Here is a 24,520-nt window from a genome sequence, read left to right as displayed (position 1 = left end):
GTTTTGGCTACCTGGGGTGCTGCGCAGCAGCCACTGCCGATGCCACTGGCGCGGCGCCATCGCGAGGATGGCCAGCAAGGGCCGCCCCGCAGCAAAGGCCATCGTCCCCCTTCAAGGGGAAGGCGTGCAGCGCCTCAGGGGGTACTTCACGGTTTATTCAGCATGTACCCCAACCCCCGAATGTTGCGGATGTTGAGGCTGGATTGGTCGAGCTTCTTGCGCAGGCGGTGCACGTACACCTCCAGCGCGTTGGAGTTGAGCGGGGCGGCGGTTTGCCCCGGCTCGGGCGGGCTGGCGCGCCACACGGCGAGCACGTCTTCGCGGGTCACCACTTCGCCGCAGCGGTGCACCAGCAGCTCCAGCAGCTCCCATTCGCGCTGGGTCAGCTCCAGCGCCACACCATCGAGCGCGGCCATGCGGCTGTTGTGGTCCAGGTGCAGGCTGCCAATGGTGGTGCTGGGGCCGCCCTGGGCGTTGCTCGCCTGGGTGAAGGCGGGCTGGCGCGCGCGGCGCAGCATGGCCTGCAGGCGGGCCTGCAGCTCCTGCATGTTGAAGGGCTTGGTGAGGTAGTCGTCGGCCCCGGCGTTCAGGCCGCGCACGCGGTCGTCCACCCCGTCGCGGGCGGTGAGGATGAGCACGGGCAGCCCCTCGATGTGGGTGCGTGCCCAGGTGAGCAAGTCCAGCCCGTCGGCGTCGGGCAGGCCCAGGTCCAGGATGATTCCATCCACCGCCTGCTCCTGCAAAAACGCTGTGCCTAGCGCCACACTGGTCGCGGTACAGACGCTGTAATTAAGTTGCTTGAGTTGTCCGCTCAACGCGTCCAGCAGCAGGGCGTCGTCTTCGACGATCAGTATCGTGGCCATGGGTTTGAGCATAGCAAAGCCCTCGCGAGTGCCCGTGTGTCAGCTGTGTGTCACACCTCAGGGAAAGCCCTGAGAATTTCTTTAATTATTGTAATTAAAGTACGAACTGCGCTGAACGCACCAGCCCGGTCGATCAGCCCAGATGCAAACAACGAGGAGACAAGGGTTATGTGGAAGTTGACAAAAGTCGCCGCAGTCGCGGTCACCCTGGCTGCAGCCGTGGCTGCCCATGCGGGAGAGGTGGAGGTGTTGCATTACTGGACTTCGGGCGGCGAAGCCAAGTCGGCGGCCGAGCTCAAGAAGATCATGCAAGCCAAGGGCCACACATGGCGTGACTTTGCCGTGGCCGGCGGCGGCGGCGACAGCGCCATGACGGTGCTCAAGAGCCGTGTCATCTCGGGCAACCCTCCCTCTGCGGCGCAGACCAAGGGCCCTGCCATTCAGGAGTGGGCCTCTGAAGGCGTGCTGGCCAACATGGACTCACTGGCCAAGGCCGAGAAGTGGGATGACCTGCTGCCCAAGGTGGTCGCCGACATCATGAAGTACAAGGGCGCCTATGTGGCCGCCCCGGTCAACGTGCACCGCGTCAACTGGATGTGGGGCAGCTCCGAAGCCCTGAAAAAGGCTGGCGTGGCCGCCATGCCCAAGACCTGGGACGAGTTCTTTGCTGCGGCAGACAAGCTCAAGGCCGCTGGCCTGATCCCTGTGGCACACGGCGGCCAGAACTGGCAAGACTTCACCACATTTGAATCCGTGGTGCTGGGTGTGGGTGGCGCCAAGTTCTACCAGGACGCGCTGATCAAGCTCGACGACAAGGCCCTGAACAGCGACACCATGAAGAAGTCGCTGGAGACCTTCCGCCGCATCAAGAGCTACACCGACCCTGCTGCCCCTGGCCGCGACTGGAACCTGGCCACGGCCATGCTCATCCAGGGCAAGGCGGGCTTTCAGTTGATGGGCGACTGGGCCAAGGGTGAGTTCCTGGCCGCCAACAAGCAGCCCGGCAAGGACTTCATGTGCGCGGCAGCCCCTGGCTCGGCCAATGCCTACACCTTCAATGTGGACTCGTTCATCCTGTTCAAGCTCAAGGACGCAGCCGCGCAGAAGGCGCAGAGCGATCTGGCCAGCTCCATCATGAGCCCAGAGTTCCAGGAAGTGTTCAACCTGAACAAGGGCTCCATCCCGGTGCGTGCAGGCCAGAAGATGGACAAGTTTGACGACTGCGCCAAGGCCTCGGCCAAGGACTTCACCGACACCGCCAAGTCCGGTGGTCTCGTCCCCAGCGTAGCCCACGGCATGGCCATCGCGCCCGCCACCGAAGGCGCCATCAAGGACGCTGTCAGCCAGTTCTGGAACGACGACAAGATCAGCGTCGCCGATGCCATGAAGAAGATCGCGACCGCCGCGAAAAACAAGTAAACAGGAGAACCCCAAATGAAGACAAGAAACCGCCTCACGGCGGTGGCTTTGGCCGCCGCATGCGCGAATGGTGCCTTTGCTATGGACGTAGCAGGCTTTGAGTTCACCGGTTATTCACGGGGTGGCCCCGTGTTCAACCACACCGATGGTGTCAAGGGCAACCTGGCGCTCGGTGGTGAGCTGCAAAAGTACCGTCTGGGTAACGAGGGGGACAACGGTATTGAAATCGACCTGATCAAGCGGTTCGAGGCTGCAGGCATCAAGTGGAAGGTCCACTACATGCCCGTCAAGTGGGGCAGCGGCGATGTCGGCACCGACCAGGCCTATGTGGAAATGAGCGGCTTCGACTTTGCGCCAGAGGCCAAGTTCTGGGCCGGTCAGCGCCGCCTGCGTATCCAGGACGTCCACATCGTGGACAACTTCCTGATGAACTACGGCGACAACCAGGGCGCTGGCGTGACCGACATTTCGCTGGGCGGCGCCAAGCTGGGTCTGGGCGTGTTCACCGGTGACAAGTTTGACAACAACCTGCCCACCGGCGTGAAGGCCCGCCGCCTGAACGCTGACATCTCCGAAATCAACACCAACCCTGGCGGTCAACTGCGGGTGTTGCTGACTTCGGTGAGCGGCACGGGCCAGGTCAACGGTGGTTCGGGCTCCGGTATTTCGGTGTCGCACAACCAGAAGGACTTCCTTGCGAAGGGCATGAGCAACGCCCTGTTCCTGCAAGCCTCGCGTGGCCATGCCCGCATCGATGGCGAGTTTGAATCGATCGACGGCAAATCGGCTGGCAAGCGCGTGACCCGCATCGCCGACTCCATTGGCTGGCAGTTTGGCCGCTTTGGGGGCCAGGCACTGATTGGCTACCAGACCAACAAGGCCGACATCACCGGCGTGGAGACCAAGGACTTCTCCTTGGGTGGCCGTGGTTCGTACGCTTTCACCAAGAACTTCAAGGGCTTGGCTGAGCTGTCCACCACCACACGCAAGGGCACAGGCCCTGACCAGCGCCTGAGCAAGGTCACGCTGGCCGGTGCCCTGGCACTGAATGAAGACTTCTGGTCGCGCCCTGAGCTGCGCCTGTACGTAACCAAGGCCAATTGGAACCAAGCTGCTGCGGTGGCAAACGCCTCGACGTTTGGTGCCGGTGGCAAGACTTCGCGCACTCTGGTGGGGGTGCAGTACGAGGTCTGGTGGTAAGAGAGAGTGAGAGAGTGAGAGCGAGTTAGTCTGAGGTAAACACTTTGTTCATTGGGGGGTGCTCTGTGCGCACCCCCTTTTTTATGCGGAGCAAAGAGCATCGTGTGGGATGAATGGATCGGGTCTTTGGCCTGATCGCGTTGGACGTTGGTGTATGCAACAGAGACATGGCTCTCGCAAAACAGGGCTCAAGCAAGCCGTTCGCTGCAAGGTGGGGCTGATGTGGCATCCCGATTTGCGTAAGTCTTTAGAGATTCGGTAGGCAATGAAGAATTCCTTTGAAACCTGGCTACCCAAGCTGGTGGTAGCGCCAGCCTTTGTGCTGGGATTCGCGTTTATTTACGGGCTCATGGTGTGGAACGGGGTGCTCAGCTTCTCGGCCTCGCGCATGCTGCCCAATTACGAATGGGTGGGCCTGGCGCAGTACGACAAGCTGTGGGCCATGGACCGTTGGTGGGTCGCGCTCAAGAACCTGGGCATTTTTGGCGTGGGCTATGTGGGGGCTCGCTGTTGATTGGCGTGCTGCTGGCCGTGCTGCTCGATCAGAAGATCCGCGCCGAAGGCGCACTGCGCACCATCTACCTGTACCCCATGGCCCTGTCGTTTGTGGTGACGGGCACGGCCTGGAAGTGGCTGCTCAACCCCGGCATGGGCTTGGAAAAGCTGATGCGTGACTGGGGCTTCACGAACTTTGAATTTGGCTGGCTGGTCGATACCGACATGGCCATCTACTGCGTGGTCATCGCTGGCATCTGGCAAAGCGCCGGGTTTGCCATGGCGCTGTTCCTTGCCGGGCTGCGCGGCATTGACGACAGCATCATCAAGGCCGCGCAGGTCGATGGCGCCTCGCTGCCGCGCATTTATTGGCGCATCGTGCTGCCCGCGCTCAGGCCCGTGTTTTTCTCCACGCTCATGGTGCTGTCGCACCTGGCGATCAAGAGCTTTGACCTGGTGATGGCACTGACGGCAGGCGGCCCTGGCTTTGCCACCGATGTGCCTGCCACCTTCATGTACACCATGTCGTTCTCGCGCGGGCAAATTGGCCTGGGCGCGGCCAGCGCCACCATGATGCTGGCCACCGTCGCGGCCTTGGTCATTCCTTACCTGTACAGCGAACTGCGGAGCAAACCCCATGACCGCTAGTCCCTCAGTGCCTTCATCTGTTTTTCCGTCCGTGGGGCGCATGCTGGTCTATGGCGTCTTGGCCGTAGCGGTGGCGTTCTTCCTGCTGCCGATGTATGCCATGCTGGTCACATCGTTCAAAGATGCGGAAGAGATCCGATCGACCTCGCTGCTGGCCTTGCCCGCTAGCTTGAACTGGTCTGCATGGTTCACCGCCTGGTCCAGTGCCTGCACGGGGGTGGACTGCAATGGCCTGCGGCCGTTCTTCTGGAACTCGGTATCCATGGCCGTGCCGGCCGTGATGATCTCCACCGTGTGGGGCGCGCTCAATGGCTATGTGCTGAGCCTGTGGAAGTTTCGCGGCAGCGACACGCTGTTTGGCCTGCTGCTGTTTGGCGTGTTCATGCCCTTCCAGGTGGTGCTGTTGCCCATGAGCCAGGTGCTGGGCTGGCTGGGGCTGTCCAGCTCCATCACCGGGCTGGTGCTGGTGCACTGCCTGGCGGGCCTGGCAGGCACCACGCTGTTCTTTCGCAACTACTACGCGGCCATCCCCAAAGAACTGGTGAACGCGGCCCGCATGGATGGCGCCAGCTTCTTCCAGATCTTCTGGCGCATCGTGCTGCCGCTGTCCACGCCCATCGTCATGGTCACGCTGATCTGGCAGTTCACCAACATCTGGAACGATTTCCTGTTCGGTGTGGTGTTCTCGGGCACTGACTCCAAGCCCATCACCGTGGGCCTGAACAACCTGGCCAACACCAGCAGCAGTGTGAAGGCCTACAACGTGGACATGGCCGCTGCCATCATCGCGGGCTTGCCCACGATGGTGATCTATGTGCTGGCCGGTAAGTTTTTTGTGCGCGGCCTGACGGCTGGCGCCGTCAAAGGTTAAGAGAGTAAGAAATCATGGCGTCATCCCTCGACATTGCAGGCATCAACAAGCGCTTTGGCAAAGGCGACAAAAGCGTGGAGGTGCTGCGCAAGGTGGACATCCACGTCGCGCCCGGCGAGTTCCTCATCCTGGTGGGCCCCTCGGGCTGCGGCAAGTCCACGCTGCTCAACATCATTGCCGGGCTCGATGAGCCCACCGAAGGCGAGATCCGCATCGGCGGCAAGAACGTGGTGGGCATGCCCCCGCGCGACCGCGACATCGCCATGGTGTTCCAGAGCTACGCGCTGTACCCCACGCTGAGCGTGGCCGACAACATCGGCTTTGCGCTGGAGATGCGCAAGATGCCCAAGGCCGAGCGCCAAAAGCGCATCGACGAAGTGGCGGCCATGCTGCAGATCAGCCACCTGCTGGACCGCAGGCCCAGCCAGCTGTCGGGCGGCCAGCGCCAGCGTGTGGCCATGGGGCGCGCGCTGGCGCGCCAGCCGCAGCTGTTCCTGTTCGACGAGCCGCTGTCCAACCTCGACGCCAAGCTGCGTGTGGAAATGCGCGCCGAGATCAAGCGCCTGCACCAGGCCAGCGGCATCACCAGCGTGTACGTGACACACGACCAGGTCGAGGCCATGACGCTGGGCTCGCGCATCGCCGTGATGAAGGGTGGTGTGGTGCAGCAACTGGGCACGCCCGACGAAATCTACAACCGCCCGGCCAACACCTACGTGGCCACCTTCATCGGCTCGCCCACCATGAACTTGCTGCGCGGTGCGGCCACGGGCGGGCAGTTTGGCATCCAGGGTGCGGCATTGAACCTGGCGCCACCAGCATCGAGCGCCAACGAAGTGTTGCTGGGCGTGCGCCCTGAGCACCTGGTGATGCAAGACAGCGCTCCCTGGCGTGGCAAGGTCAGCGTGGTCGAGCCCACCGGCCCCGACACCTACGTGATGGTGGACACCGCTGCAGGCAGCGTCACGCTGCGCACCGACGCCCAAACCCGCGTGCAGCCCGGTGACGCCGTGGGCCTGGCGGTAGAGCCCGCCAACGCCCACTGGTTTGACGCCAGCAGCGAAAATCGCTTGGCGTGACAGGCAGGGCCTGCCTGCAGGCATGCCCTCTGTCGTGGCAATCGTGGCATTTATTTGCTATGAAAATAATAGCTGCTGGCGCTTATTGATAAAGCGCTAGAGGGCGTTTTTAATTAAAGTACCGCATGACTCCCCTGCGCCTGCTGGCCGACATCGGCGGCACCAACATCCGCCTGGCCTGGCAAGACCAGCCCGATGGCCCCCTGCACGACACCCGCGTGCTGCCCTGCGCCCAGTTCCCCACGGTGGATGCTGCCATCGCCGCCTATCTGGCCGAGGTGAACATCCGCCCCCCGCGCGAGGCTGCCTTTGGCATTGCCAACCCGGTCACGGGCGACGAGGTGCGCATGACCAACCACAGCTGGTGCTTCTCGCAAAGCGCGTTGAAAGCGTCGCTGGGCCTGCAGCGCCTGGTGGTCATCAACGACTTCACCGCGCTGGCGTTGGCCCTGCCCACGCTGGCCCCCGCGCAACTGCGCCAGGTGGGCGGCGGTGCGGCCGTGGCAGGCAGCGCCATTGCGCTGGTGGGCCCGGGCACGGGGCTTGGGGTCTCGGGCCTGGTGTTCCCGCCGGGTGCGAGCCACGGCGTGCCGCTGTCGGGCGAGGGCGGGCATGTCACGCTGGCTGCGCAAACGCAGCGCGAGTTCGATGTGCTGGCCATCCTGCAAGAGCGCTACGGCCACGTGTCTGCCGAGCGCGCCGTGTGTGGCGCCGGGCTCGTAGACCTGTACCACGCCCTGCGCAGGCTGGCGCAGCGCGGCGGCAAAGAGATCAGCTCGGCCGCCCAGGTGACCGATCTGGCTCTGCAATCCAACGACGCCCTGGCGTTGGAGGCGCTGGACTTGTTCTGCGGCTTTCTGGGCAGCGTGGCGGGCAACCTGGCCCTCACGCTGGGGGCGCGGGGCGGCGTGTACCTGGGTGGCGGCATGGTGCCGCGCCTGGGCACATGGTTCGACCAGTCCTCCTTCCGCGCGCGGTTCGAGTCCAAGGGTCGCTTTCAGTCGTACCTGGCCGGCATTCCGTGCTGGATCATCGACCCCACGGCCACTCCCGCATTGCACGGCGCCGCGCGCGCCCTGGACATCGCGGGCTCTGAGTGAACGCCGTGGCGGGTTCATTGCCCCGCCCGTTGCAGATCGCGGGCATTCACCACGTAGCGATCATTGCGTCGGACTACGCCCGCTCCAAACACTTCTACACGCAGGTGCTGGGCCTGCCTGTGGTGCACGAAACCTACCGTGCTGAGCGCCAGTCGCACAAGCTCGATTTGCAGCTGCCCGACGGCACGCAGCTGGAGCTTTTCTCCTTCCCCGCACCGCCGCCGCGCCCCTCCTACCCCGAGGCCTGCGGCCTGCGCCACCTGGCCTTGCGCGTGGCCGACATGCAGGCCAGTGTGGCGCTGCTGGCCCAACACGGCGTGGCGGTGGAGCCCGTGCGAGTGGATCCGTTCACTGGCGCGCTGTTCACGTTTTTGGCAGACCCGGATGGGTTGCCGATTGAGTTGGTGGGGCCTCAGTCGATATAGGTGTGGGCCGCTCCACCTCGCCAAGTGATGGCGTTCGGGGGGGCATTGGTGTGGACATTGCACTGCATGTGAATACGGCGCGGGTAATGCCAGCGACAGCCGTGCAAGGGCCGCCAAGTCGCACAGGCGGCGCTTCGCTGGCGTGCACTGGCTGCGTCCCCCTTCTCTCGAATTGCACGGCAATTCGAGAGAAGGGGGAAGGCGCGAAGCGCCTCAGGGGGATGTCCTACATCTCCTCGCTCCAGCAATTGCCATCGCGCGCAATCATGGCGCTGGCGGCGCGGGGGCCCCAGCTGCCTGCGGCGTAGGGGCGGGGGCCTGCGGGGTCGTTCTTCCAGTATTGCAGGATGGGCTCCACCCAGCGCCAGGCTTCTTCCTGCTCGTCACTGCGCACAAACAGGTTCAGGCGCCCGGCGATCACGTCCAGCAGCAGGCGCTCGTAGGCGCCCACGCGCTCTGCGCCAAAGCGCTGGTCAAAGTCCAGGTTCAGATGCACTTGCGAGAGGGCAGGCTCGGTCTGGTGTTGGGCCGCGCCTTGGGCCATCAGGTGCAGCTCCAGCCCGTCCTTGGGTTGCAGGTTGATCACCAGCCGGTTGGCTGCGCCCACGGGCGTTTTGAAGATGGGGTGCGGCACCGGGCGGAAGTTGATGACGATGTGCGCGTCGCGCCCCGCCAGCCGCTTGCCAGTGCGGATGTAGAACGGCACACCGGCCCAGCGCCAGTTCAAGATTTCGGTGCGCAGCGCCACAAAGGTTTCGGTGCTGCTGCTGGCGGGCACGCCTTTTTCTTGCGCGTAGCCCGGCACGCTCTGGCCCTGGTGCATGCCTGCGGCGTACTGCCCCGGATCACATGCTGCCCAATGGTCTCCAGCGTCCAGGGCTTGAGGGCTTGCAGCACCTTGAGCTTTTCATCGCGGATCGCGGTGGCTCCCGAGTTGATGGGCGGCTCCATGCCGATGGCGCACAGCAATTGCAGCGCGTGGTTTTGCACCATGTCGCGCAGCGCGCCGGTCTGGTCGTAAAACGCCCCGCGCGATTCCACGCCCAGTTCTTCGGCAATGGTGATCTGGATGTTGGCAATCGTCTCGCGCCGCCACAGGGGCTCGAACAGCGCGTTGCCAAAGCGCAGCGCAAACAGGTTCTGCACCGAGGGCTTGCCCAGGTAGTGGTCGATGCGAAAGACCTGTTCTTCTTTCAGCACGCGGCGCAGCGTGTCGTTGATGGCTTGGTTGGAGGCCAGGTCGTGGCCCAGCGGCTTTTCCAGCACCACGCGGGTGGTGGGACCGTTCAGGCCCACGGCGGCGATTTGCTCGCACACGTTGGTGAAGAGGCTGGGGGCGGTGGCCACATACATCACCACGGATTCCGCACCGCGCGCCTTCAGCACCTCGGCCAGGCGCTCGTAGTCCTGAGTTTTGGACAGGTCCATGCGCAGGTAATGCAGCAGCGCGGCAAAGCGGGCAAACTCGTCCGGTGTGGGGCGCTTGGCCAGTTCCACCGCGTCAAAGCGCGACTGGATCAGGCTGCGGTATTGTTCGTCGCTCAGATCGTCTCGCGCCACGGCAATAATGCGCCCGCCCTCGGGCAGCGTGCCATGCCGAAATGCCTGAAACAATGCGGGCATGAGCTTGCGCCAGGCGAGGTCGCCAGTGCCGCCAAACAGGACGAGGTCAAAACTCATGGTGTCTCCGTGATGGGTGGATCGTTTTGTTGCTCGGAATTGTAATCACGTTACATCGTTTTGCACCCTCTATCTCTGGATTGCAGTCTTTTGTAACCAGAAAGAATCTCGAAAATCAGCGCTTTTTTGTGTAATCAAGTTACTATCGCGGCGCTTTTCAATCTTCAGCCGACATGACGTTCATGCCCACCCGTTGCGATCAGACTGCTCCTTGGCCCCTGCTGGAGGCCCACTTCACCGCCCAGGGCCGTGCCCTGGACATGCGCCAGGCCTTTGCGGTCGATGCAGGCCGCTTTGCCCACTTCAGCCAGTCTGCGCCGCATGTGTTTGCCGATCTGTCCAAAAACCTGTGGGACCAGGGCACCGAGGCGCTGTTGCTGGATTTGGCCCGCGCCACGGGGCTGCAAACCCACCGCGACGCCATGTTTGCAGGCCAGCCCATCAACACCACCGAACACCGTGCCGTGCTGCACACGCTGCTGCGCCGCCCAGCGGGTGTGGTGCTGCCCGGTGATGTGCCAGAAACCCCCGAGCGCCTGGCAGACGTGCACCGCACGCTGGACGCCATGCTTGCGTTTGCCGAGCAGGTGCGCAGTGATGCATCGATCACCGACGTGGTGAATATCGGCATCGGCGGATCGGACCTGGGGCCGCACATGGCGGTGCGTGCGCTGGACGAGTTCCGCACGCCCGGCAAGCGCTTTCACTTTGTATCGAACGTGGACGGGCACGAGCTGCACCACGTGCTCAAGGGCCTGCGGCCTGAGAGCACGCTGTTCATCGTGGCCTCCAAAACCTTCACCACGGCCGAGACCATGATGAATGCGCACTCGGCGCTGGCGTGGTTTGCCGTCCAGGGCGGGCGCGATGTGGCGCAGCATTTTGTGGCGCTGTCGACCAATCTGGAAGCCACCCGTGCGCTGGGCATCACCACCACCTTTGGCTTTTGGGACTGGGTGGGCGGCCGTTATTCGCTGTGGTCGGCCATTGGCCTGCCGTTGGCCATTGCGGTGGGCGCACAGGGCTTTCGCGATTTTTTGGCCGGTGGCTATGCCATGGACGAGCACTTCCGCACCGCACCGCTGGCGCGCAACCTGCCTGTGCGCCTGGGGTTGCTGGATGTGTGGTACCGCAACTTCCACGGCTTTACCAGCCGCTGTGTGGCCCCGTACCACGCATCCATGGGCCGGTATGCGGCCTACCTGCAGCAGCTGGAGATGGAGAGCAATGGCAAGCGCGTGGCGCAAGACGGCAGCACACTGGCTTGCGCCACATCGCCCGCCATCTGGGGCGAGCCCGGCACCAACGGCCAGCACGCGTTCTTCCAGATGTTGCACCAGGGCACCGATGTGCTGCCCCTGGAAATTGTGGCCGTGCGCAAAGCCTCGCACCCGTTGCCCGGCCACCAGAAAAAGGTGTTGGCCAATGCCCTGGCCCAAACGCAGGCGCTGATGGTGGGCAAGGCCAGCGACGATGGCCAGCGCCACTTTCCGGGCAACCGGCCTAGCACGCTGATGCTGCTCGAATCGCTCAACCCCGCCTCGCTGGGCGCGCTGATCGCTTTGCAAGAGCACCGCGTGTTTGTGAGCGGCAGCCTGTGGGGCATCAACAGCTTTGACCAGTGGGGCGTAGAGCTGGGCAAGGTGCTGGCCAAAGACCTGGAAACGCGCCTGGACAGCGGCGATGCGACGGGGCTCGACAGCTCCACCGCTGGCTGGTTGAGCCTGTTGCGCAGCAGCGACTGAGCCAGGCGCAGCCAGCATGACAACGACGGGGCAGCGCAGGCGGTAGACCGCGCGCCCCACCGCCAGAGCCCGCCGGGCTTCTGGCCGACGGCAGATGAAGCAGGAGACACACCATGGCCATGCCACCCCAGCCGGACTTCCGGTCCAGCGCATTTCTACGCGCCCACCTTTGCGACACCATGGCGTTCTACGACCCCGTGGCCACGGACGCGAGCGGTGGCCAGTACCACTTCTTTCTGGACGACGGCACGGTCTACAACCCCCGCACCCGCCACCTCGTCAGCGCCACCCGCTTTGTGGTCACACACGCCATGCTCTACCGCACCACGGGCGAGGCGCGCTACCAGGCGGGCATGCGGCATGCACTGCAGTTTCTGCGCAATGCGTTTCTCGACCCCGCCACGGGCGGCTACGCCTGGCTGATCGATTGGCAGGGCGGGCGCGCCACCGTGCAAGACGCCACGCGTCATTGCTATGGCATGGCCTTTGTGATGCTGGCCTACGCCCGCGCTTACGAGGCCGGAGTGCCCGAGGCCCGCGAATGGCTGGCCCAGGCGTTTGACACCGCCGAACAGCACTTCTGGCAACCCGCCGCAGGCCTGTATGCCGATGAAGCCAGCCCCGATTGGCAACTCACCAGCTACCGGGGACAGAACGCAAACATGCACGCCTGCGAGGCCATGATCTCCGCCTTCCGCGCCACGGGCGAGCGCCGCTACATCGAGCGTGCCGAGCAGCTCGCACAAGGCATCTGCCAGCGGCAGGCCGCGTTGTCCACCGCCGCACACGCCCCGGCTGCCGAAGGTTGGGTGTGGGAGCATTTCCATGCCGACTGGTCCGTGGACTGGGACTACAACCGCCACGACCGCAGCAACATCTTCCGCCCCTGGGGCTACCAGATTGGCCACCAGACCGAATGGGCCAAGCTGCTACTCCAACTCGATGCGCTGCAGCCTGCCGACTGGCACCTGCCCTGTGCACAGCGCCTGTTCGGTGCCGCTGTGGAGCGCGGCTGGGATACCGAGCACGGCGGCCTGTACTACGGCATGGCGCCCGACGGCAGCATCTGCGACGACGGCAAATACCACTGGGTGCAGGCCGAAAGCCTGGCCGCCGCTGCGGTGCTGGCCGTTCGTACGGGCGATGATCGGTATTGGCAGTGGTACGACCGTATCTGGGCCTACTGCTGGGCCCACTTTGTGGACCACGAGCACGGCGCGTGGTTTCGCATCCTGCACCGCGACAACCGCAACACCACCCACGAGAAGAGCAATGCGGGGAAGGTGGACTATCACAACATGGGGGCGTGTTATGACGTGTTGGGGGTGGTGGCAGCGGGGACTTGAGCGCGGAGAATGGCGACTTCCACCATTTCCAAGGAAGAGGTTTGTGTATGAGCGAAATCGCCACTGAGAGCCGGCCCGTGTACCAAGCGGCCTGTCATTGCGGTGCAGTTCGGTTTGAGGTACAGCTCACAGACGGTTTGCGCACTGCCCGTAGATGCAACTGCTCCTATTGCCGCATGCGTGGCGCGGTGGCTGTTTCTGCCAACTTGAGCGATATGAAGGTATTGCAAGGCGCGGATGTACTGACCCTGTACCAGTTCAACATGCGTGAGGCCAAGCACTACTTTTGTTCCCGCTGCGGCATCTACACGTTTCATCAACGCCGGTCCTCTCCTGATCAATACGGGATCAATGTCGCGTGTATCGAAGGAATGAGCCCTTTTGACTTCGAAGAGGTGCCCGTCAGCGAAGGGCGGATGCACCCTAAGGATGTTGGTGGACGCAGCGGAACGATTGCTGGCTGGCTGCGATACACGGCCAATCGGTAGGCCTGGAAAACGGGCCTGCAAGCATTGCCACTGGGCACTCTGGATCGCTCCTTTTTATGCACATTGAAATGCGTTGACAGGCAGACCGGCAACGTCCACCCGCACACTGAACAGCGACCCCGCTGGAACCTCTGCCTCCTGCTCCTCCACAGGCCTCCCCGCCCGTGCCGACGTAATGAACAACGTCCGCAAATCCTCCCCCCAAAACACACCATGGTCGGGCACTGCACCGGCACTGCAATGCGTTGCAGCACCTCGCCCGTTGGCGAGAGCTGCAGCACACACGCTCCCTCGTACATCGCCACCCAGTAGTTGCCCTCCACATCCACCGCCGCACCATCGGGCCGACCACCGTAAGGCTTGCCTTCCACCTTGCGGTCAAAGTGCACCCAGGGGCGGCGGTTCGTGATCTCGCCCGTGGCCACGTCAAAGTCAAACTGGTCAATCCGGTGCTCTGGCGTGTTCGACCAGTACAGCGTGCGGTTGTCGGGGCTGAAGGCCAGGCCATTGGCCGTGAAGTTGTCGCCCGCCATGTGGCGCGCGCTGTAGCCCGTGGTGCTGCTGGCATCGGCTTGCAGGCACCACAGCGCGGCATGGGGTGCCGTGCGGGGCGTGATGACCGAGCCCGCCCAGAACCGGCCTGCGGTGTCGCACCGGCCGTCGTTCAGGCGCAGCACAGCGGTGTCGTGCAAGTCAGCGGGCAGCAAGGCCAGGCAGGTGAGGGCGGTGGGATCTGCGCTGTCCTTCGCAGTGTCCAGAAGATAGAAACCGTTTCGTAACCCGATTACCAATCGCCCATCCGCCGCTGGCGCGCAGCAGCCGGGCTCGCTGGGCAGGCCCCATTGCCGGTGTTGGCCGGTTTGGGGGCTCCATGCGTGCACTGCAAAGCCCTGGATGTCGCACCAGTAGAGCTGCTCTTCCTCAGGGTGCCAGAAGGGGGACTCGCCCAGTTCGGACGGCGGCAGGGGCAGGGTTTGCAGGGACATGGGTTGAAGCGGTGTGGTTATCGAGTTACATTCTAGGGCCTCAGACAACGGGCTCCGGCACCATGCACGGGGCCTTGCCACCCACCGATGGAGACTTCCATGCACCCAGTTGTAGCGCGCGTGACCGAGCGCATTGTCCAGCGCAGCGCAGACACCCGCGGCGCCTACCTCGCAGGCATTGACGCCATGATCGCCCGCAAGCCTGCACAAGACCGCATGGGCTGCGCCAACCTGGCCCATGCCTACGCGGCGCTGCCGGGCTCCGACAAGTTCAAGGTCACCGTCGAGAAGGCCCCCAACATCGGCATCGTCACGGCCTACAACGACATGCTCTCGGCCCATCAGCCGTACCAGAGTTACCCCGCCGTTTTGCGCGACGAGGCTGCCCAGCATGGCGCCACGGTGCAAGTGGCCGGTGGCGTGCCCGCCATGTGCGACGGCGTCACGCAGGGCACGCCCGGCATGGAGCTGTCGCTGTTCTCCCGCGATGCCATTGCCATGGCCACTGCGGTAGCGCTGTCCCACGATGTGTTCGATGGCGCGCTGCTGCTGGGCGTGTGCGACAAGATCGTGCCCGGATTGCTCATCGGCGCACTGCACTACGGCCACCTGCCCTGCGTGTTTGTGCCCGCAGGCCCCATGGGCACAGGTCTGTCGAACAAGGACAAGTCGAAGGTGCGCGAGCAGTACGCGCAAGGCCTGGTGGGCCGCGACGAGCTGCTCAAGGCCGAGTCCGCCGCGTACCACAGCCCTGGCACCTGCACGTTTTACGGCACGGCCAACAGCAACCAGATGCTGCTGGAAGCCATGGGCCTGCACGTGCCCGGCGCGGCGTTTGAAGCGCCCGGCACCGAGGCGCGCGAGGCCTTCACCCGCCAGGCGGTGCGCACCGTGCTCGACATTGGCAAGCGCGGCAACCGCTTCACGCCCATCGGCAAGCTGGTGGATGAGCGCTGCATCGTCAACGCCATGGTGGCCCTGCTGGCCACGGGGGCTCTACCAACCACCTGATCCACTGGGTGGCGATTGCGCGCAGTGCGGGCATCCTGATCGATTGGACGGACTTTGACGAACTCTCGTCCGCCGTGCCGCTGCTGGCCCGTGTGTACCCCAATGGCGATGCCGATGTGAACCAGTTCCAGGCAGCAGGCGGCCCGGCGTGGATCCTGCGCGAGCTGCTGGCGGGCGGCTACATGCACGCCGATGTGATGAGTGTGAACGCCGGTGGGATTGCCGCAGGCGGGCAGGGCGCACCAGCGGTGTCGGGCGACGAAACCGTGTTGCGCCCCGCGGCCAAGCCGTTCTCTGCAACTGGCGGCCTGCGTCTGCTGCAAGGCCGCCTGGGCCGCGCGGTGATCAAGGTGTCGGCCGTGCCGGAAGACCGCCACATCATCGAAGCGCCTGCGCGCGTGTTCGATTCGCAAGAGGCCTTGCTGGCCGCCTTCAGTGCGGGCGAGGTGCAGCAGGACATGGTGGCGGTGGTGCGCTTTCAGGGCCCGCAGGCCAATGGCATGCCCGAGCTGCACAAGCTCACGCCCCCGTTGGCCGTGCTGCAAAACCAGGGCTTCAAGGTGGCGCTGGTGACCGACGGTCGCATGAGCGGCGCATCGGGCAAGGTGCCTGCCGCCATCCACGTCACGCCCGAGGCGCTGGCCGGTGGCCCGCTGGCGAAGGTGCGCGATGGCGACATCGTGCGGGTCGATGCGGTGGCGGGTACTCTCGATGTGCTGGTCGATGACGCCACCTGGACGGAACGCACCCCCGCGCCCTACAACGCCCCGTCGCAAACCGGCTTTGGCCGCGAACTCTTCACCAACTTTCGCCGCCATGCTGGCGGCGCCGAACAAGGAGCCTGCACATGGCTGTAGCAGGACGCACCCGGTGGCCTGGCGAAGCCAGTTCCACGGGGGCACTGGTATCGCGTCACGCCAGTTTTGTAGGCCGCTTGCGGCATCCGACACCGAAAACACCAAGGAGCACAAACTCATGAACCCTCTTGAAATCGCCAGCCATGGCCCCGTCATTCCGGTCATCGTGATCGACCGCGTGGAAGACGCGTTGCCCCTGGCCGAGGCCCTGCTGGCCGGTGGCGTGAAGGTGCTGGAAGTGACGCTGCGTACCGCCGCCGCGCTGCCCTCTATTGAGGCGATTGCCCGCAACCTGCCGGAGGCGGTGGTGGGTGTAGGCACGGTGCTCAATGCCGACGATGCCCGCCGTGCGAGCGAGGCGGGTGCGCGTTTTGCGGTGAGCCCTGGCTACACATCTGAAGTGGGCAGCGCTTGCAAGGGCCTGAACCTGCCGCTGCTGCCCGGTGTGGCCACGTCGAGCGAGATCATGGCGGCGCTGGCCGATGGGTTCTCTTTCCTCAAGCTTTTCCCGGCGGAGGCGGTGGGCGGTATCCCGCTGCTCAAGTCCTGGGCCAGCCCGTTTGGCCAAGTCAGTTTCTGCCCGACAGGCGGCATCAGCCAGGCCACGGCGCCCAACTACCTGGCGCTGCCCAATGTGCGTTGCGTTGGGGGCTCGTGGTTGACGCCCTCCGATGCCGTGCGCGCGGGCGACTGGGCCCGCATCACCCAGCTGGCGCGGGATACCCACGCGCTGCGCTCGGGCCACTGACCTGTGGTTCAGCCAACGCCCTGGCATCGCGATTGCCACGGCGTTGGCGTATCGCCTACCACCCGACCTCCACGCGCAGGCCGCCCAGCGTGGGGCTGGTGCCGGTGTTCACGCTCAGGTGGTGCAGGCGCGCAATGCGCTGCACGATGGACCATCCCAGGCCACTGCCGCTTTGGCCCGTGCCCAGCACGCGGAAGAACCTTTCGCCCAGGCGCGCCTGTTCTTGCGGCGTCAGCCCAGGGCCGCAGTCTTCCACCACCAAGCACCCATGCCCACCCCCATTGCCCGGTGAGGTGATGTGCAGGTGCACCTCGGCCCCTGACGGGCTGTAGCGCAAGGCGTTGTCCAGCAGGTTGCGCAGCAGCACGCGTGTCAGCGCCTCGGGCAGTGGGACAGGCAATCCGGGCGCCAGGGGCTCGTGCAGCACGATGCGTTGCTGTCGGCGGTTGGCGGTGGTTTGCAGATCGGCGGCCACCTGGCGTGCCGCATCGGCCAGTGGGGTGCTGTGGCCGGTGTCTCCATCGCCGGTGCTGGTCGAGGTGGATTCGGCATCCAGCCGGGCCAATTGCAGCAGTTGCTCCACCAGCCGGGTGGCGCGGTCGCAGCCTTGCACGGTGGCTTCCAGGGCCTGTGTGCGCTCTTGGGCGTCGGTGGCACCCTGGGCCACTTGCGCCTGCATGCGAATCCCGGCAATGGGCGTGCGCAGCTCGTGGGCAGCATCGGCGGTGAATTGCTGCTCGGTGGCCAGCAGTCGGGCCGTGCGTTCAAACAGATCGTTCAGCGCCGTGACCAGCGGCAGTACCTCGGGCGGCACGCCTTGCGTGGGCAGCGGCGCCAGCGATTGCGGGCGCCGCGCCGCCACGGCCAGCCCCAGGCGCCCCAGGGGTCGCACCGATCCACGCACCACCCACCAGATGCCTAGGGCCAGCAAGGGCAGGGCCCAGGCCAGGGGCTTGAGGATGCTGGTCAGGCTGGCGAGCACGATCTCGTCGCGCACCGATTGCCTCTCACCCACCAGGATGCGCACATCGCGCTCGCGCCCCGGGGTGACGAATACGCGCCAGGCTTTGCCCTCGACCTCGCTGTCGGCAAAGCCGCGCTTGCGCCGCTGTGCCAGTGGTTGCTGCGGCGCGCTGGCGGAGCGGGCCAGCAACTGGTCCTCGTGCCACAGCTGGAACACCACATGCGGCTGGTGCCGGTCCAGGTCAGGTGCCTCGTTCAGTTGTTTTTCATCGAGTTCGTCCAGCGGCTGCAGGCGCAGAAGGGCGGCGGTTTGCGCCAGGTGGGCGTCGAGCAGCTCGTTCACTTCGTGGCGGGTTTCGCGCCAGGCCAGGGCGGCCGCCAGGCTCCAGACCACCAGCACCAAGGCCAGCACGGTCGTAAGCAAGCGCGTTTGCAGCGAGCGCGGGGCCCGGGGCGGGGTGGCGTGGTTCACGTGGGCTCTCGCTGGATGCAGTAGCCCACGCCGCGCACGGTCTCGATCAGCGCGGCACCCAGCTTGCGCCGCAGGTGGTAGATGTGCACTTCCACCGCGTTGCTGTTGATCTCGCTGCCCCATTGGTACAGGCGCTGCTCCAGTTGGTCGCGGCTGAGCACGCGGCCCGCGTTCAGCAGCAGCGCGTGCAGCAGGTCGTACTCGCGGCCCGACAGTTCCACGGGCTGCCCGTGGGCCAGCACCCGGTGGGCGGCGGGGTTTAGCACCACATGGCCTGCTGTCAGGCAGGCATCGGTTTGGCCATGGGCGCGCCGCACCAGGGCGCGCAGGCGTGCGGCCAGCTCGTGCAGGTCAATGGGTTTGATGAGGTAGTCGTCGGCCCCGGCATCCAGTCCGGCAATGCGGGCGGGCACGGCATCGCGCGCGGTGAGCACCAGCACAGGGGTGGCGTTGCGGCGCGCGCGCACCTGGCGCAGCACCTCCATGCCGTCTTGCCGGGGCAGGCCCAGGTCCAGCACGGCGGCCTGGTAGGCACCGGTGGCCAGCTCGCGCTCGGCCGCTATGCCATCGCGCACCCAGTCCACCTGAAACCCGTGCTGCGCCAGGCCCGCGCGGATGCCCGAGCCCAGCAGTTCATCGTCTTCCGCCAGCAGGATGCGCATGGGGCGTTCTCTCCTTCAGTCGTCGTGCTTTTTGTCGTGCCTGATGCCGTACCTGTTGGGTGCATTCTCGCTCTGGTGGGCGTTTGTCCCCGCTGGGGCGGGTGGTGCGGCATTCCATTGCCATGCCCAGAAGGCGATCACACAGGCCAGTACCAGGGCCGCCAGAGCGGCGTGGTTGCGAGGGGCCAGATCAGGCCCAGGGCCTGGCACACGGCCCGTCAGCATGGGCAGGGCCTGGTTTTTGCGGCGCAGCACGCTCAGCAAGGCCAGCAGGCCGATGTGGGTCAGCACCACGCACAGCAAGGTGTTGCCGAAGAATTCATGCACCTCTTCCAGCCATTCGCCAGCCCAGTCGTCCCACACCGCGTAGCCGCTGAGGGTGAGCGGCACCACCAGCGCCAGGATGAGTGCAATGGCCAGCGCCATCAGCAGGTTTTGGCCGGGCCGCCAAGTGGCGTGCAGGGCCGCTGGCGAGCGCACGGCGGCCAAGGTCTTGCCCCAGGCGGGCAGCCCCTGCAGCTTGCGCCACAGCACAGACAAGCGCACCGGGCGCGGCCCGAACATGCCCCACAGCAGGCGCGCCACCACCAAGCCTGCCAGGGTGTAGCCCAGGGTGACGTGCACCAGCCGCCAGCGCTCGCCATCGGCCGTGAGGTAGGCCCCGGTGAAGCACAGGGCCATCAGCCAGTGCAGCATGCGTGTGGTGGCATCGACCACCCGGCGCGTGGGGGTGGTGGTGCGTGTGTTTGGCGACGCGGAGGGACTCGAAGCAGGAGGTGCGGTGCGAGAGGTCATGGCAAGGCTCACTGGGGGATGCGAACACGGTCGTCGTCAAAGTCGCCCTGGTCGGCGCGGGTGTGGCAGGCCATGCAGTTGGCGCGGCTGCCCACGGCGGCGCGCTGCCAGGTGGTGGGCGCCACGGTGCGGTGCTTGCGTTCGAACCAGGCGGATTGGGTGATGCGGTCTTGCGGGGGCTCCTCACGCACGCGCTTGTAGGTGCCTGCATGGGCTTCCAGCCACACACTGATCTGGCGCACCAGGGCGGGGTCAAGCGATGCATCGGTGCCGTAGTGCTGCGGCAGCCCTTTCATCATGCGGGCCCAAGAGGCGGCAGGCAGCATGCCCGGTGGGTAGGCCATGTGGCAGGCGGCGCACTCTTGCTGGTAGGCGGGCAGCATGGCCGTGGCAGGCATCTCGCGGCGGTCGGCCCAGGCCGCGGGAACGGCGCATGCCAGGGCCAGCAGCGCGGCCCGTTGGCACACGTGGCGCGCCCAGGCGGACGGCATTCTTTGGAATGGGTGAAGGTGCTGGATCATGGCTTGCTCTGGACGGGGCGGGTGGAAGTGCGCGCGTCCAGCTGCAGCAGCCAGGCCAGCAGGTCGGCCTTTTCGGTGGCGGTGCATTCGCGGCTGAGCACGTCGTTGCAGTTGCGCTTGAACCATTTGTCCACCTTGGCGGTGTTGGTGAAGCGCTCGGGGTTGAACGCGGGGGCCAGTGGTGCAATGGCCTTGCCCGTGCCGGCGTGGCGCGCAGGCGCCGTGGGCGGGTTGCCGTGGCACGAGGCACAAGACCATTCGCCGCCCTGGCGGTTGACGAACAGCAGCCGCCCGCGCTCGGCATTCACCGGCTGGCCAGAGGCATCGCTCCACCGCTGCATTTGCAACGCCACCGTGGTGTCGCCCGCATGGGCTGGCGCCAGCACCAAGGCCAGCGCCAGCCAAGCTGCTGACCGAAAAGCGTGGGGTGTAAGTGGGGTGTTCATGCCCACGATGGTGCTCACCGGGCATGAAGGATGGCTTAACGAGGGCGGTGCTTGCCACTGCTGCCTTCGGTGCTGTGGGTCTAGGGTATTTAATGAAAATGCCCGCTAGCGCTTTCAAAATAAGCGCTGGCAGCTATAGAAATGATAGTAAATGGTGCGTATTCCCAGTCAGCCATAGACTCATGTGCGGGACGCGGGGACTTCAGAAAAGCAAAAGCCCGCAGGCCTTGCGGGCTGCGGGCGTGGGACCGTGCCGATGGGGGCAGCGGGGCTCTAGACCCTGAGCGATCGCTCAATGTCTGTGAGCTTGTAGCGCGCCAGGGCGAGGTTGCCCTTGGCCTTGTCCAGAACCAGGTACAGGAACAGCCCCTCGCTGTTCGGGATCAGGCGGATCAAGTGGTACTGGTCGCCCAGGGTGATGAGGATGTCTTCAATGCCACGGCGCAGCCCCAACATCTCCATGGTCTTGAGCTTGGCCTTGACCACTTCGGTGTTGCCTGCGGCGGCCAAGTCCAGGTTCATGCCACTGCCTGCCTGGGCCAGGCACATGCCGCTGCGGTAGTCCACCACGGCGGCGGCCAAGGCGCCGTCAATGGTCATGGTGGTGTCCATGCACTGCTTCAGGTTGGAACTCATATCGTTGGTTTGTGAAAGGTTGTGGGCGTGTTGAAGGGCCAGTTCGTCCATGACACTGAGCTTGCCCAGTTGCTCCATCAAGATGAACCACAAAGTTTGAGGGCTGCTGTCGGGCAGTTGGTACGCCTGGAGGTTTGCCAGGTGCTGTGCCGGTGCAGACCGAAGGACAGATTCCTCCATGAGCGCGTTGGGCATCAGGAACGCCCAGACAGCGGGCGGGCGAAACGCTGCCAGCCATTCCCGTGTGGCGCGTAGCAGATTCACCGAGCCTGGGCCGATCAGCAAGATGACCGCTGCGCTGGCTGGGGAGGGCAAGCTCAGTTCTTTGGCGCTGGCGGGGCGAAGCCAATCAATTCTTGGGGCCACGGTGGCGTCTGCCAGGGGAATTTGCAGCCAGGGGCCTGGGCCCGAAACGTTGGCCACACCCAGTTGCGCCAGCGAATACAGACCCAGGCGCGCGGTGAGGTCAAGGACAGTGACGGTAGGGGAGGTGAAGGCCATGGCGTGAGGAAGAATGCGATGCCGAGGCGGTGTGCTGCACGAGTGATCGCCTGGAATGCCATCGGCGGTGGCCGGGTGAAGGCAAGTGTATCCAGGCGTTGCAAAATCATTTTTCCAAGAAAAATGACGGGCCAACCCATGCGGGTTGCCAATTGTGGATAAGCGTTAACTGCCGATATCGCTTAGACGCGAGGGGTGCATGCAATGGGGCGGTGCGGTCGGGGCTTGGCCGCCCGGGGCTTGCTCGCGCACCACAAGCCTTTCATGCCGCCATGGGGCATTGATCCACCACACCCCTTTGAACGCCATCAGCCGTGCGCTCCAAGGATCGACGCAAGGCACACCAGGAGGCAGCGCTGCCCCATGAAAAAAGCCCGCAGGCTAGAAGGCCTGCGGGCTTTGTGTAGGGCTCTCGGGTCAGAGCGCCTGGGCCATTACATGCCCATGCCGCCCATACCACCCATGCCGCCCATGTCAGGCATGCCGCCGCCAGCACCGGCTTCTTCCTTCGGAGCCTCTGCCACCATGGCTTCGGTCGTCAGCAGCAGCGATGCCACGGAGGCAGCGTTCTGCAGGGCAGTGCGGGTGACCTTTGTGGGGTCCAGAATGCCCAGCTCGAGCATGTCGCCGTACGTGTCGTTGGAGGCGTTGAAGCCGTAGTTGCCCTTGCCGGCCAACACAGCGTTCACCACGACGGAGGCTTCGCCGCCGGCGTTGTTCACGATTTCACGCAGGGGGGCTTCGATGGCCTTGAGCACCAGCTTGATACCGGCTTCTTGGTCGGCGTTGTCGCCCTTGACCGAGTCACCCACAGCTTGCTTGGCACGCAGCAGAGCCACGCCGCCGCCAGCCACAACGCCTTCTTCCACAGCCGCACGGGTAGCGTGCAGTGCGTCTTCCACGCGGGCCTTCTTTTCCTTCATTTCGACTTCGGTGGCAGCGCCAACCTTGATCACGGCCACACCGCCAGCCAGCTTGGCCACGCGCTCTTGCAGCTTTTCGCGGTCGTAGTCGGACGTGGCTTCTTCGATCTGCACGCGCACTTGCTTGACGCGGGCTTCGATGTCAGCGGCAGCGCCAGCACCGTCGATGATGATGGTGTTTTCCTTGCCCACTTCGATGCGCTTGGCTTGGCCCAGGTCGGCCAGGGTGACCTTTTCCAGGGTCAGGCCCACTTCTTCAGCGATGACCTTGCCGCCCGTCAGGATGGCGATGTCTTCCAGCATGGCCTTGCGGCGGTCGCCGAAGCCAGGAGCCTTCACAGCCACAACCTTCAGGATGCCGCGGATCGTGTTGACCACCAGCGTAGCCAGGGCTTCGCCGTCAACTTCTTCGGCAATGATCAGCAGGGGACGGCCAGCCTTGGCAACTTGCTCCAGCGTGGGCAGCAGGTCGCGGATGTTGCTGATCTTCTTGTCGAACAGCAGCACGAAGGGGTTGTCCAGAATGGCGGATTGCTTTTCTGGGTTGTTGATGAAGTAGGGCGACAGGTAGCCGCGGTCGAACTGCATGCCTTCCACGACGTCCAGTTCGCTGTCCAGCGACTTGCCGTCTTCCACGGTGATCACGCCTTCCTTGCCAACCTTGTCCATGGCGTCAGCGATCAGCTTGCCGATGGTTTCGTCGGAGTTGGCGGAGATCGAACCCACTTGGGCGATTTCCTTGGAGGTGGTGGTGGGCTTGGAAGCCTTCTTCAGCTCGATCACCAGGGCTGCAACAGCCTTGTCGATACCGCGCTTCAGGTCCATTGGGTTGATGCCAGCGGCCACGTACTTGAAGCCTTCGCGAACGATGGCTTGTGCCAGCACGGTGGCGGTGGTGGTGCCGTCACCAGCGTTGTCGCTGGTCTTGGAAGCCACTTCCTTCACGAGCTGGGCGCCCATGTTCTGCAGCTTGTCCTTGAGTTCGATTTCCTTGGCCACGGACACACCGTCCTTGGTCACGGTAGGGGCGCCGAACGAGCGCTCCAGCACCACATTGCGGCCCTTGGGGCCCAGGGTCACCTTGACCGCGTTGGCCAGGATGTTCACGCCTTCAACCATGCGAGCGCGGGCTTCGCCGCCGAAAACTACGTCTTTTGCTGCCATTTGGAGCTCCTAAATTGGGTTCAAACTGGCTGCCGGCGCTTGTCTGGAAAGCGCGAGCAGCTATGAAAAAATGAGTAAATCAGCAGGGAGAGAGAATTACTTCTCGACCACTGCGAACAAATCGTCTTCTTTCATGACCAGCAGCTCGTCGCCGTTGACCTTGACGGTCTGGCCCGAGTACTTGCCGAACAGAACGCGGTCGCCGACTTTCACGTTCAGGGCGAGCACTTCGCCCTTGTCGTTCTTCTTGCCGGGGCCGACGGCCAGCACTTCACCTTGATCGGGCTTTTCAGCGGCGTTGTCAGGGATCACGATGCCGGAGGCAGTCGTTGTTTCGCTTTCGATGCGCTTGACAATCACGCGGTCGTGCAGAGGGCGAAGGTTCATTGGATCTCTCCTGTGATGAAAGTTACGTGGCGCGCCAGAGGCCATCCCCAGCGCTTTGCAATTAATGGCACGGCATTGTTAGCACTCTG

Annotated in this window: 19 protein-coding genes and 4 pseudogenes; 12 read left to right on the top strand and 11 right to left on the bottom strand. The window is 64.5% G+C overall.

Annotated features, from left to right (window positions below):
* Positions 1-146 precede the first annotated feature (146 nt).
* Positions 147-863, bottom strand: coding sequence for a response regulator transcription factor (locus tag EAG14_RS17905; RefSeq protein ID WP_121730543.1), 717 nt, complete (start codon positions 861-863; stop codon positions 147-149).
* A 168-nt stretch (positions 864-1,031) separates the two neighbouring features.
* On the opposite strand from EAG14_RS17905, the gene EAG14_RS17900 reads away from it, so the two are divergent.
* From EAG14_RS17900 to EAG14_RS17870, 7 genes and pseudogenes are all read left to right on the top strand, one after another.
* On the top strand, positions 1,032-2,282 hold the full coding sequence (locus tag EAG14_RS17900; protein ID WP_099657956.1) for an ABC transporter substrate-binding protein: 1,251 nt from the start codon (positions 1,032-1,034) through the stop codon (positions 2,280-2,282).
* An 81-nt stretch (positions 2,283-2,363) separates the two neighbouring features.
* A complete protein-coding gene (locus EAG14_RS17895) occupies positions 2,364-3,482 on the top strand; it encodes a carbohydrate porin (protein WP_099657957.1) in 1,119 nt (372 codons plus the stop codon).
* Positions 3,483-3,747: 265 nt separating this feature from the next.
* Positions 3,748-4,625 (top strand): annotated as a pseudogene (locus tag EAG14_RS17890) (carbohydrate ABC transporter permease).
* A complete protein-coding gene (locus EAG14_RS17885) occupies positions 4,615-5,496 on the top strand; it encodes a carbohydrate ABC transporter permease (protein ID WP_121729687.1) in 882 nt (293 codons plus the stop codon). Before EAG14_RS17890 ends, EAG14_RS17885 begins: the two are co-directional and overlap by 11 nt.
* Positions 5,497-5,510: 14 nt before the next feature.
* Entirely contained in the window at positions 5,511-6,575 is a 1,065-nt protein-coding gene (locus EAG14_RS17880) for an ABC transporter ATP-binding protein (RefSeq protein ID WP_121729686.1), read from the top strand.
* A gap of 125 nt (positions 6,576-6,700) precedes the next feature.
* Positions 6,701-7,675 carry a glucokinase gene (gene glk, locus EAG14_RS17875; protein ID WP_121729685.1) on the top strand — a complete coding sequence of 325 codons (975 nt, stop codon included), beginning with the start codon at positions 6,701-6,703 and terminating at the stop codon, positions 7,673-7,675.
* 5 nt (positions 7,676-7,680) lie between these two features.
* Complete coding sequence (locus tag EAG14_RS17870; protein WP_162996032.1) at positions 7,681-8,100, top strand: VOC family protein; 420 nt, start codon at positions 7,681-7,683, stop codon at positions 8,098-8,100.
* 226 nt (positions 8,101-8,326) lie between these two features.
* Here the strand turns inward: EAG14_RS17870 and zwf are convergent.
* Positions 8,327-9,780: pseudogene (gene zwf, locus EAG14_RS17865) on the bottom strand (glucose-6-phosphate dehydrogenase).
* A gap of 182 nt (positions 9,781-9,962) precedes the next feature.
* Here zwf and pgi point away from each other — a divergent pair.
* The 3 genes from pgi to EAG14_RS17850 all read left to right on the top strand — a co-directional run bounded on the left by pgi (position 9,963) and on the right by EAG14_RS17850 (position 13,359).
* Positions 9,963-11,525, top strand: a complete 1,563-nt coding sequence (gene pgi, locus EAG14_RS17860; RefSeq protein WP_121730542.1) for a glucose-6-phosphate isomerase — start codon at positions 9,963-9,965, stop codon at positions 11,523-11,525.
* 113 nt (positions 11,526-11,638) lie between these two features.
* On the top strand, positions 11,639-12,871 hold the full coding sequence (locus tag EAG14_RS17855) for an AGE family epimerase/isomerase (protein WP_121729683.1): 1,233 nt from the start codon (positions 11,639-11,641) through the stop codon (positions 12,869-12,871).
* Between the two features lie 47 nt (positions 12,872-12,918).
* Positions 12,919-13,359, top strand: coding sequence for a GFA family protein (locus EAG14_RS17850; protein ID WP_121729682.1), 441 nt, complete (start codon positions 12,919-12,921; stop codon positions 13,357-13,359).
* Positions 13,360-13,413: 54 nt separating this feature from the next.
* Here the strand turns inward: EAG14_RS17850 and EAG14_RS17845 are convergent.
* Positions 13,414-14,345, bottom strand: a pseudogene (locus EAG14_RS17845) (SMP-30/gluconolactonase/LRE family protein).
* A gap of 99 nt (positions 14,346-14,444) precedes the next feature.
* On the opposite strand from EAG14_RS17845, the pseudogene edd reads away from it, so the two are divergent.
* Positions 14,445-16,213 (top strand): annotated as a pseudogene (gene edd, locus EAG14_RS17840) (phosphogluconate dehydratase).
* Positions 16,214-16,331: 118 nt separating this feature from the next.
* Entirely contained in the window at positions 16,332-16,961 is a 630-nt protein-coding gene (gene eda, locus EAG14_RS17835; RefSeq protein WP_099657966.1) for a bifunctional 4-hydroxy-2-oxoglutarate aldolase/2-dehydro-3-deoxy-phosphogluconate aldolase, read from the top strand.
* Positions 16,962-17,016: 55 nt separating this feature from the next.
* On the opposite strand, the gene EAG14_RS17830 is transcribed toward eda, so the two are convergent.
* The 8 genes from EAG14_RS17830 to EAG14_RS17795 all read right to left on the bottom strand — a co-directional run bounded on the left by EAG14_RS17830 (position 17,017) and on the right by EAG14_RS17795 (position 24,431).
* Positions 17,017-18,396 carry an ATP-binding protein gene (locus EAG14_RS17830; RefSeq protein WP_205603555.1) on the bottom strand — a complete coding sequence of 460 codons (1,380 nt, stop codon included), beginning with the start codon at positions 18,394-18,396 and terminating at the stop codon, positions 17,017-17,019.
* Entirely contained in the window at positions 18,393-19,058 is a 666-nt protein-coding gene (locus tag EAG14_RS17825) for a response regulator transcription factor (protein WP_121729680.1), read from the bottom strand. Before EAG14_RS17825 ends, EAG14_RS17830 begins: the two co-directional genes overlap by 4 nt.
* Before the next feature lie 15 nt (positions 19,059-19,073).
* Positions 19,074-19,853: a cytochrome b/b6 domain-containing protein gene (locus tag EAG14_RS17820; protein ID WP_121729679.1), complete on the bottom strand. Its 780-nt coding sequence runs from the start codon at positions 19,851-19,853 to the stop codon at positions 19,074-19,076.
* An 8-nt stretch (positions 19,854-19,861) separates the two neighbouring features.
* Positions 19,862-20,344: a diheme cytochrome c gene (locus EAG14_RS17815; protein WP_121729678.1), complete on the bottom strand. Its 483-nt coding sequence runs from the start codon at positions 20,342-20,344 to the stop codon at positions 19,862-19,864.
* Between the two features lie 26 nt (positions 20,345-20,370).
* Positions 20,371-20,820 (bottom strand): DUF1924 domain-containing protein, encoded by a 450-nt coding sequence (locus tag EAG14_RS17810; protein WP_121730541.1) that lies wholly within the window; start codon positions 20,818-20,820, stop codon positions 20,371-20,373.
* Positions 20,821-21,093: 273 nt separating this feature from the next.
* A complete protein-coding gene (locus tag EAG14_RS17805) occupies positions 21,094-21,456 on the bottom strand; it encodes a hypothetical protein (protein WP_099659017.1) in 363 nt (120 codons plus the stop codon).
* 935 nt (positions 21,457-22,391) lie between these two features.
* Positions 22,392-24,044, bottom strand: a complete 1,653-nt coding sequence (gene groL, locus EAG14_RS17800) for a chaperonin GroEL (RefSeq protein WP_063460143.1) — start codon at positions 24,042-24,044, stop codon at positions 22,392-22,394.
* A gap of 96 nt (positions 24,045-24,140) precedes the next feature.
* Complete coding sequence (locus EAG14_RS17795) at positions 24,141-24,431, bottom strand: co-chaperone GroES (protein WP_056173280.1); 291 nt, start codon at positions 24,429-24,431, stop codon at positions 24,141-24,143.
* Positions 24,432-24,520: the final 89 nt, after the last annotated feature.

This window comes from Acidovorax sp. 1608163 (assembly GCF_003669015.1).
In the GTDB taxonomy this organism is placed as follows: Bacteria; Pseudomonadota; Gammaproteobacteria; order Burkholderiales; family Burkholderiaceae_C; genus Acidovorax.
The sequence above is the reverse complement of the archived record's forward strand: the minus strand, read 5'-3'. Positions and strand labels throughout refer to the sequence as shown.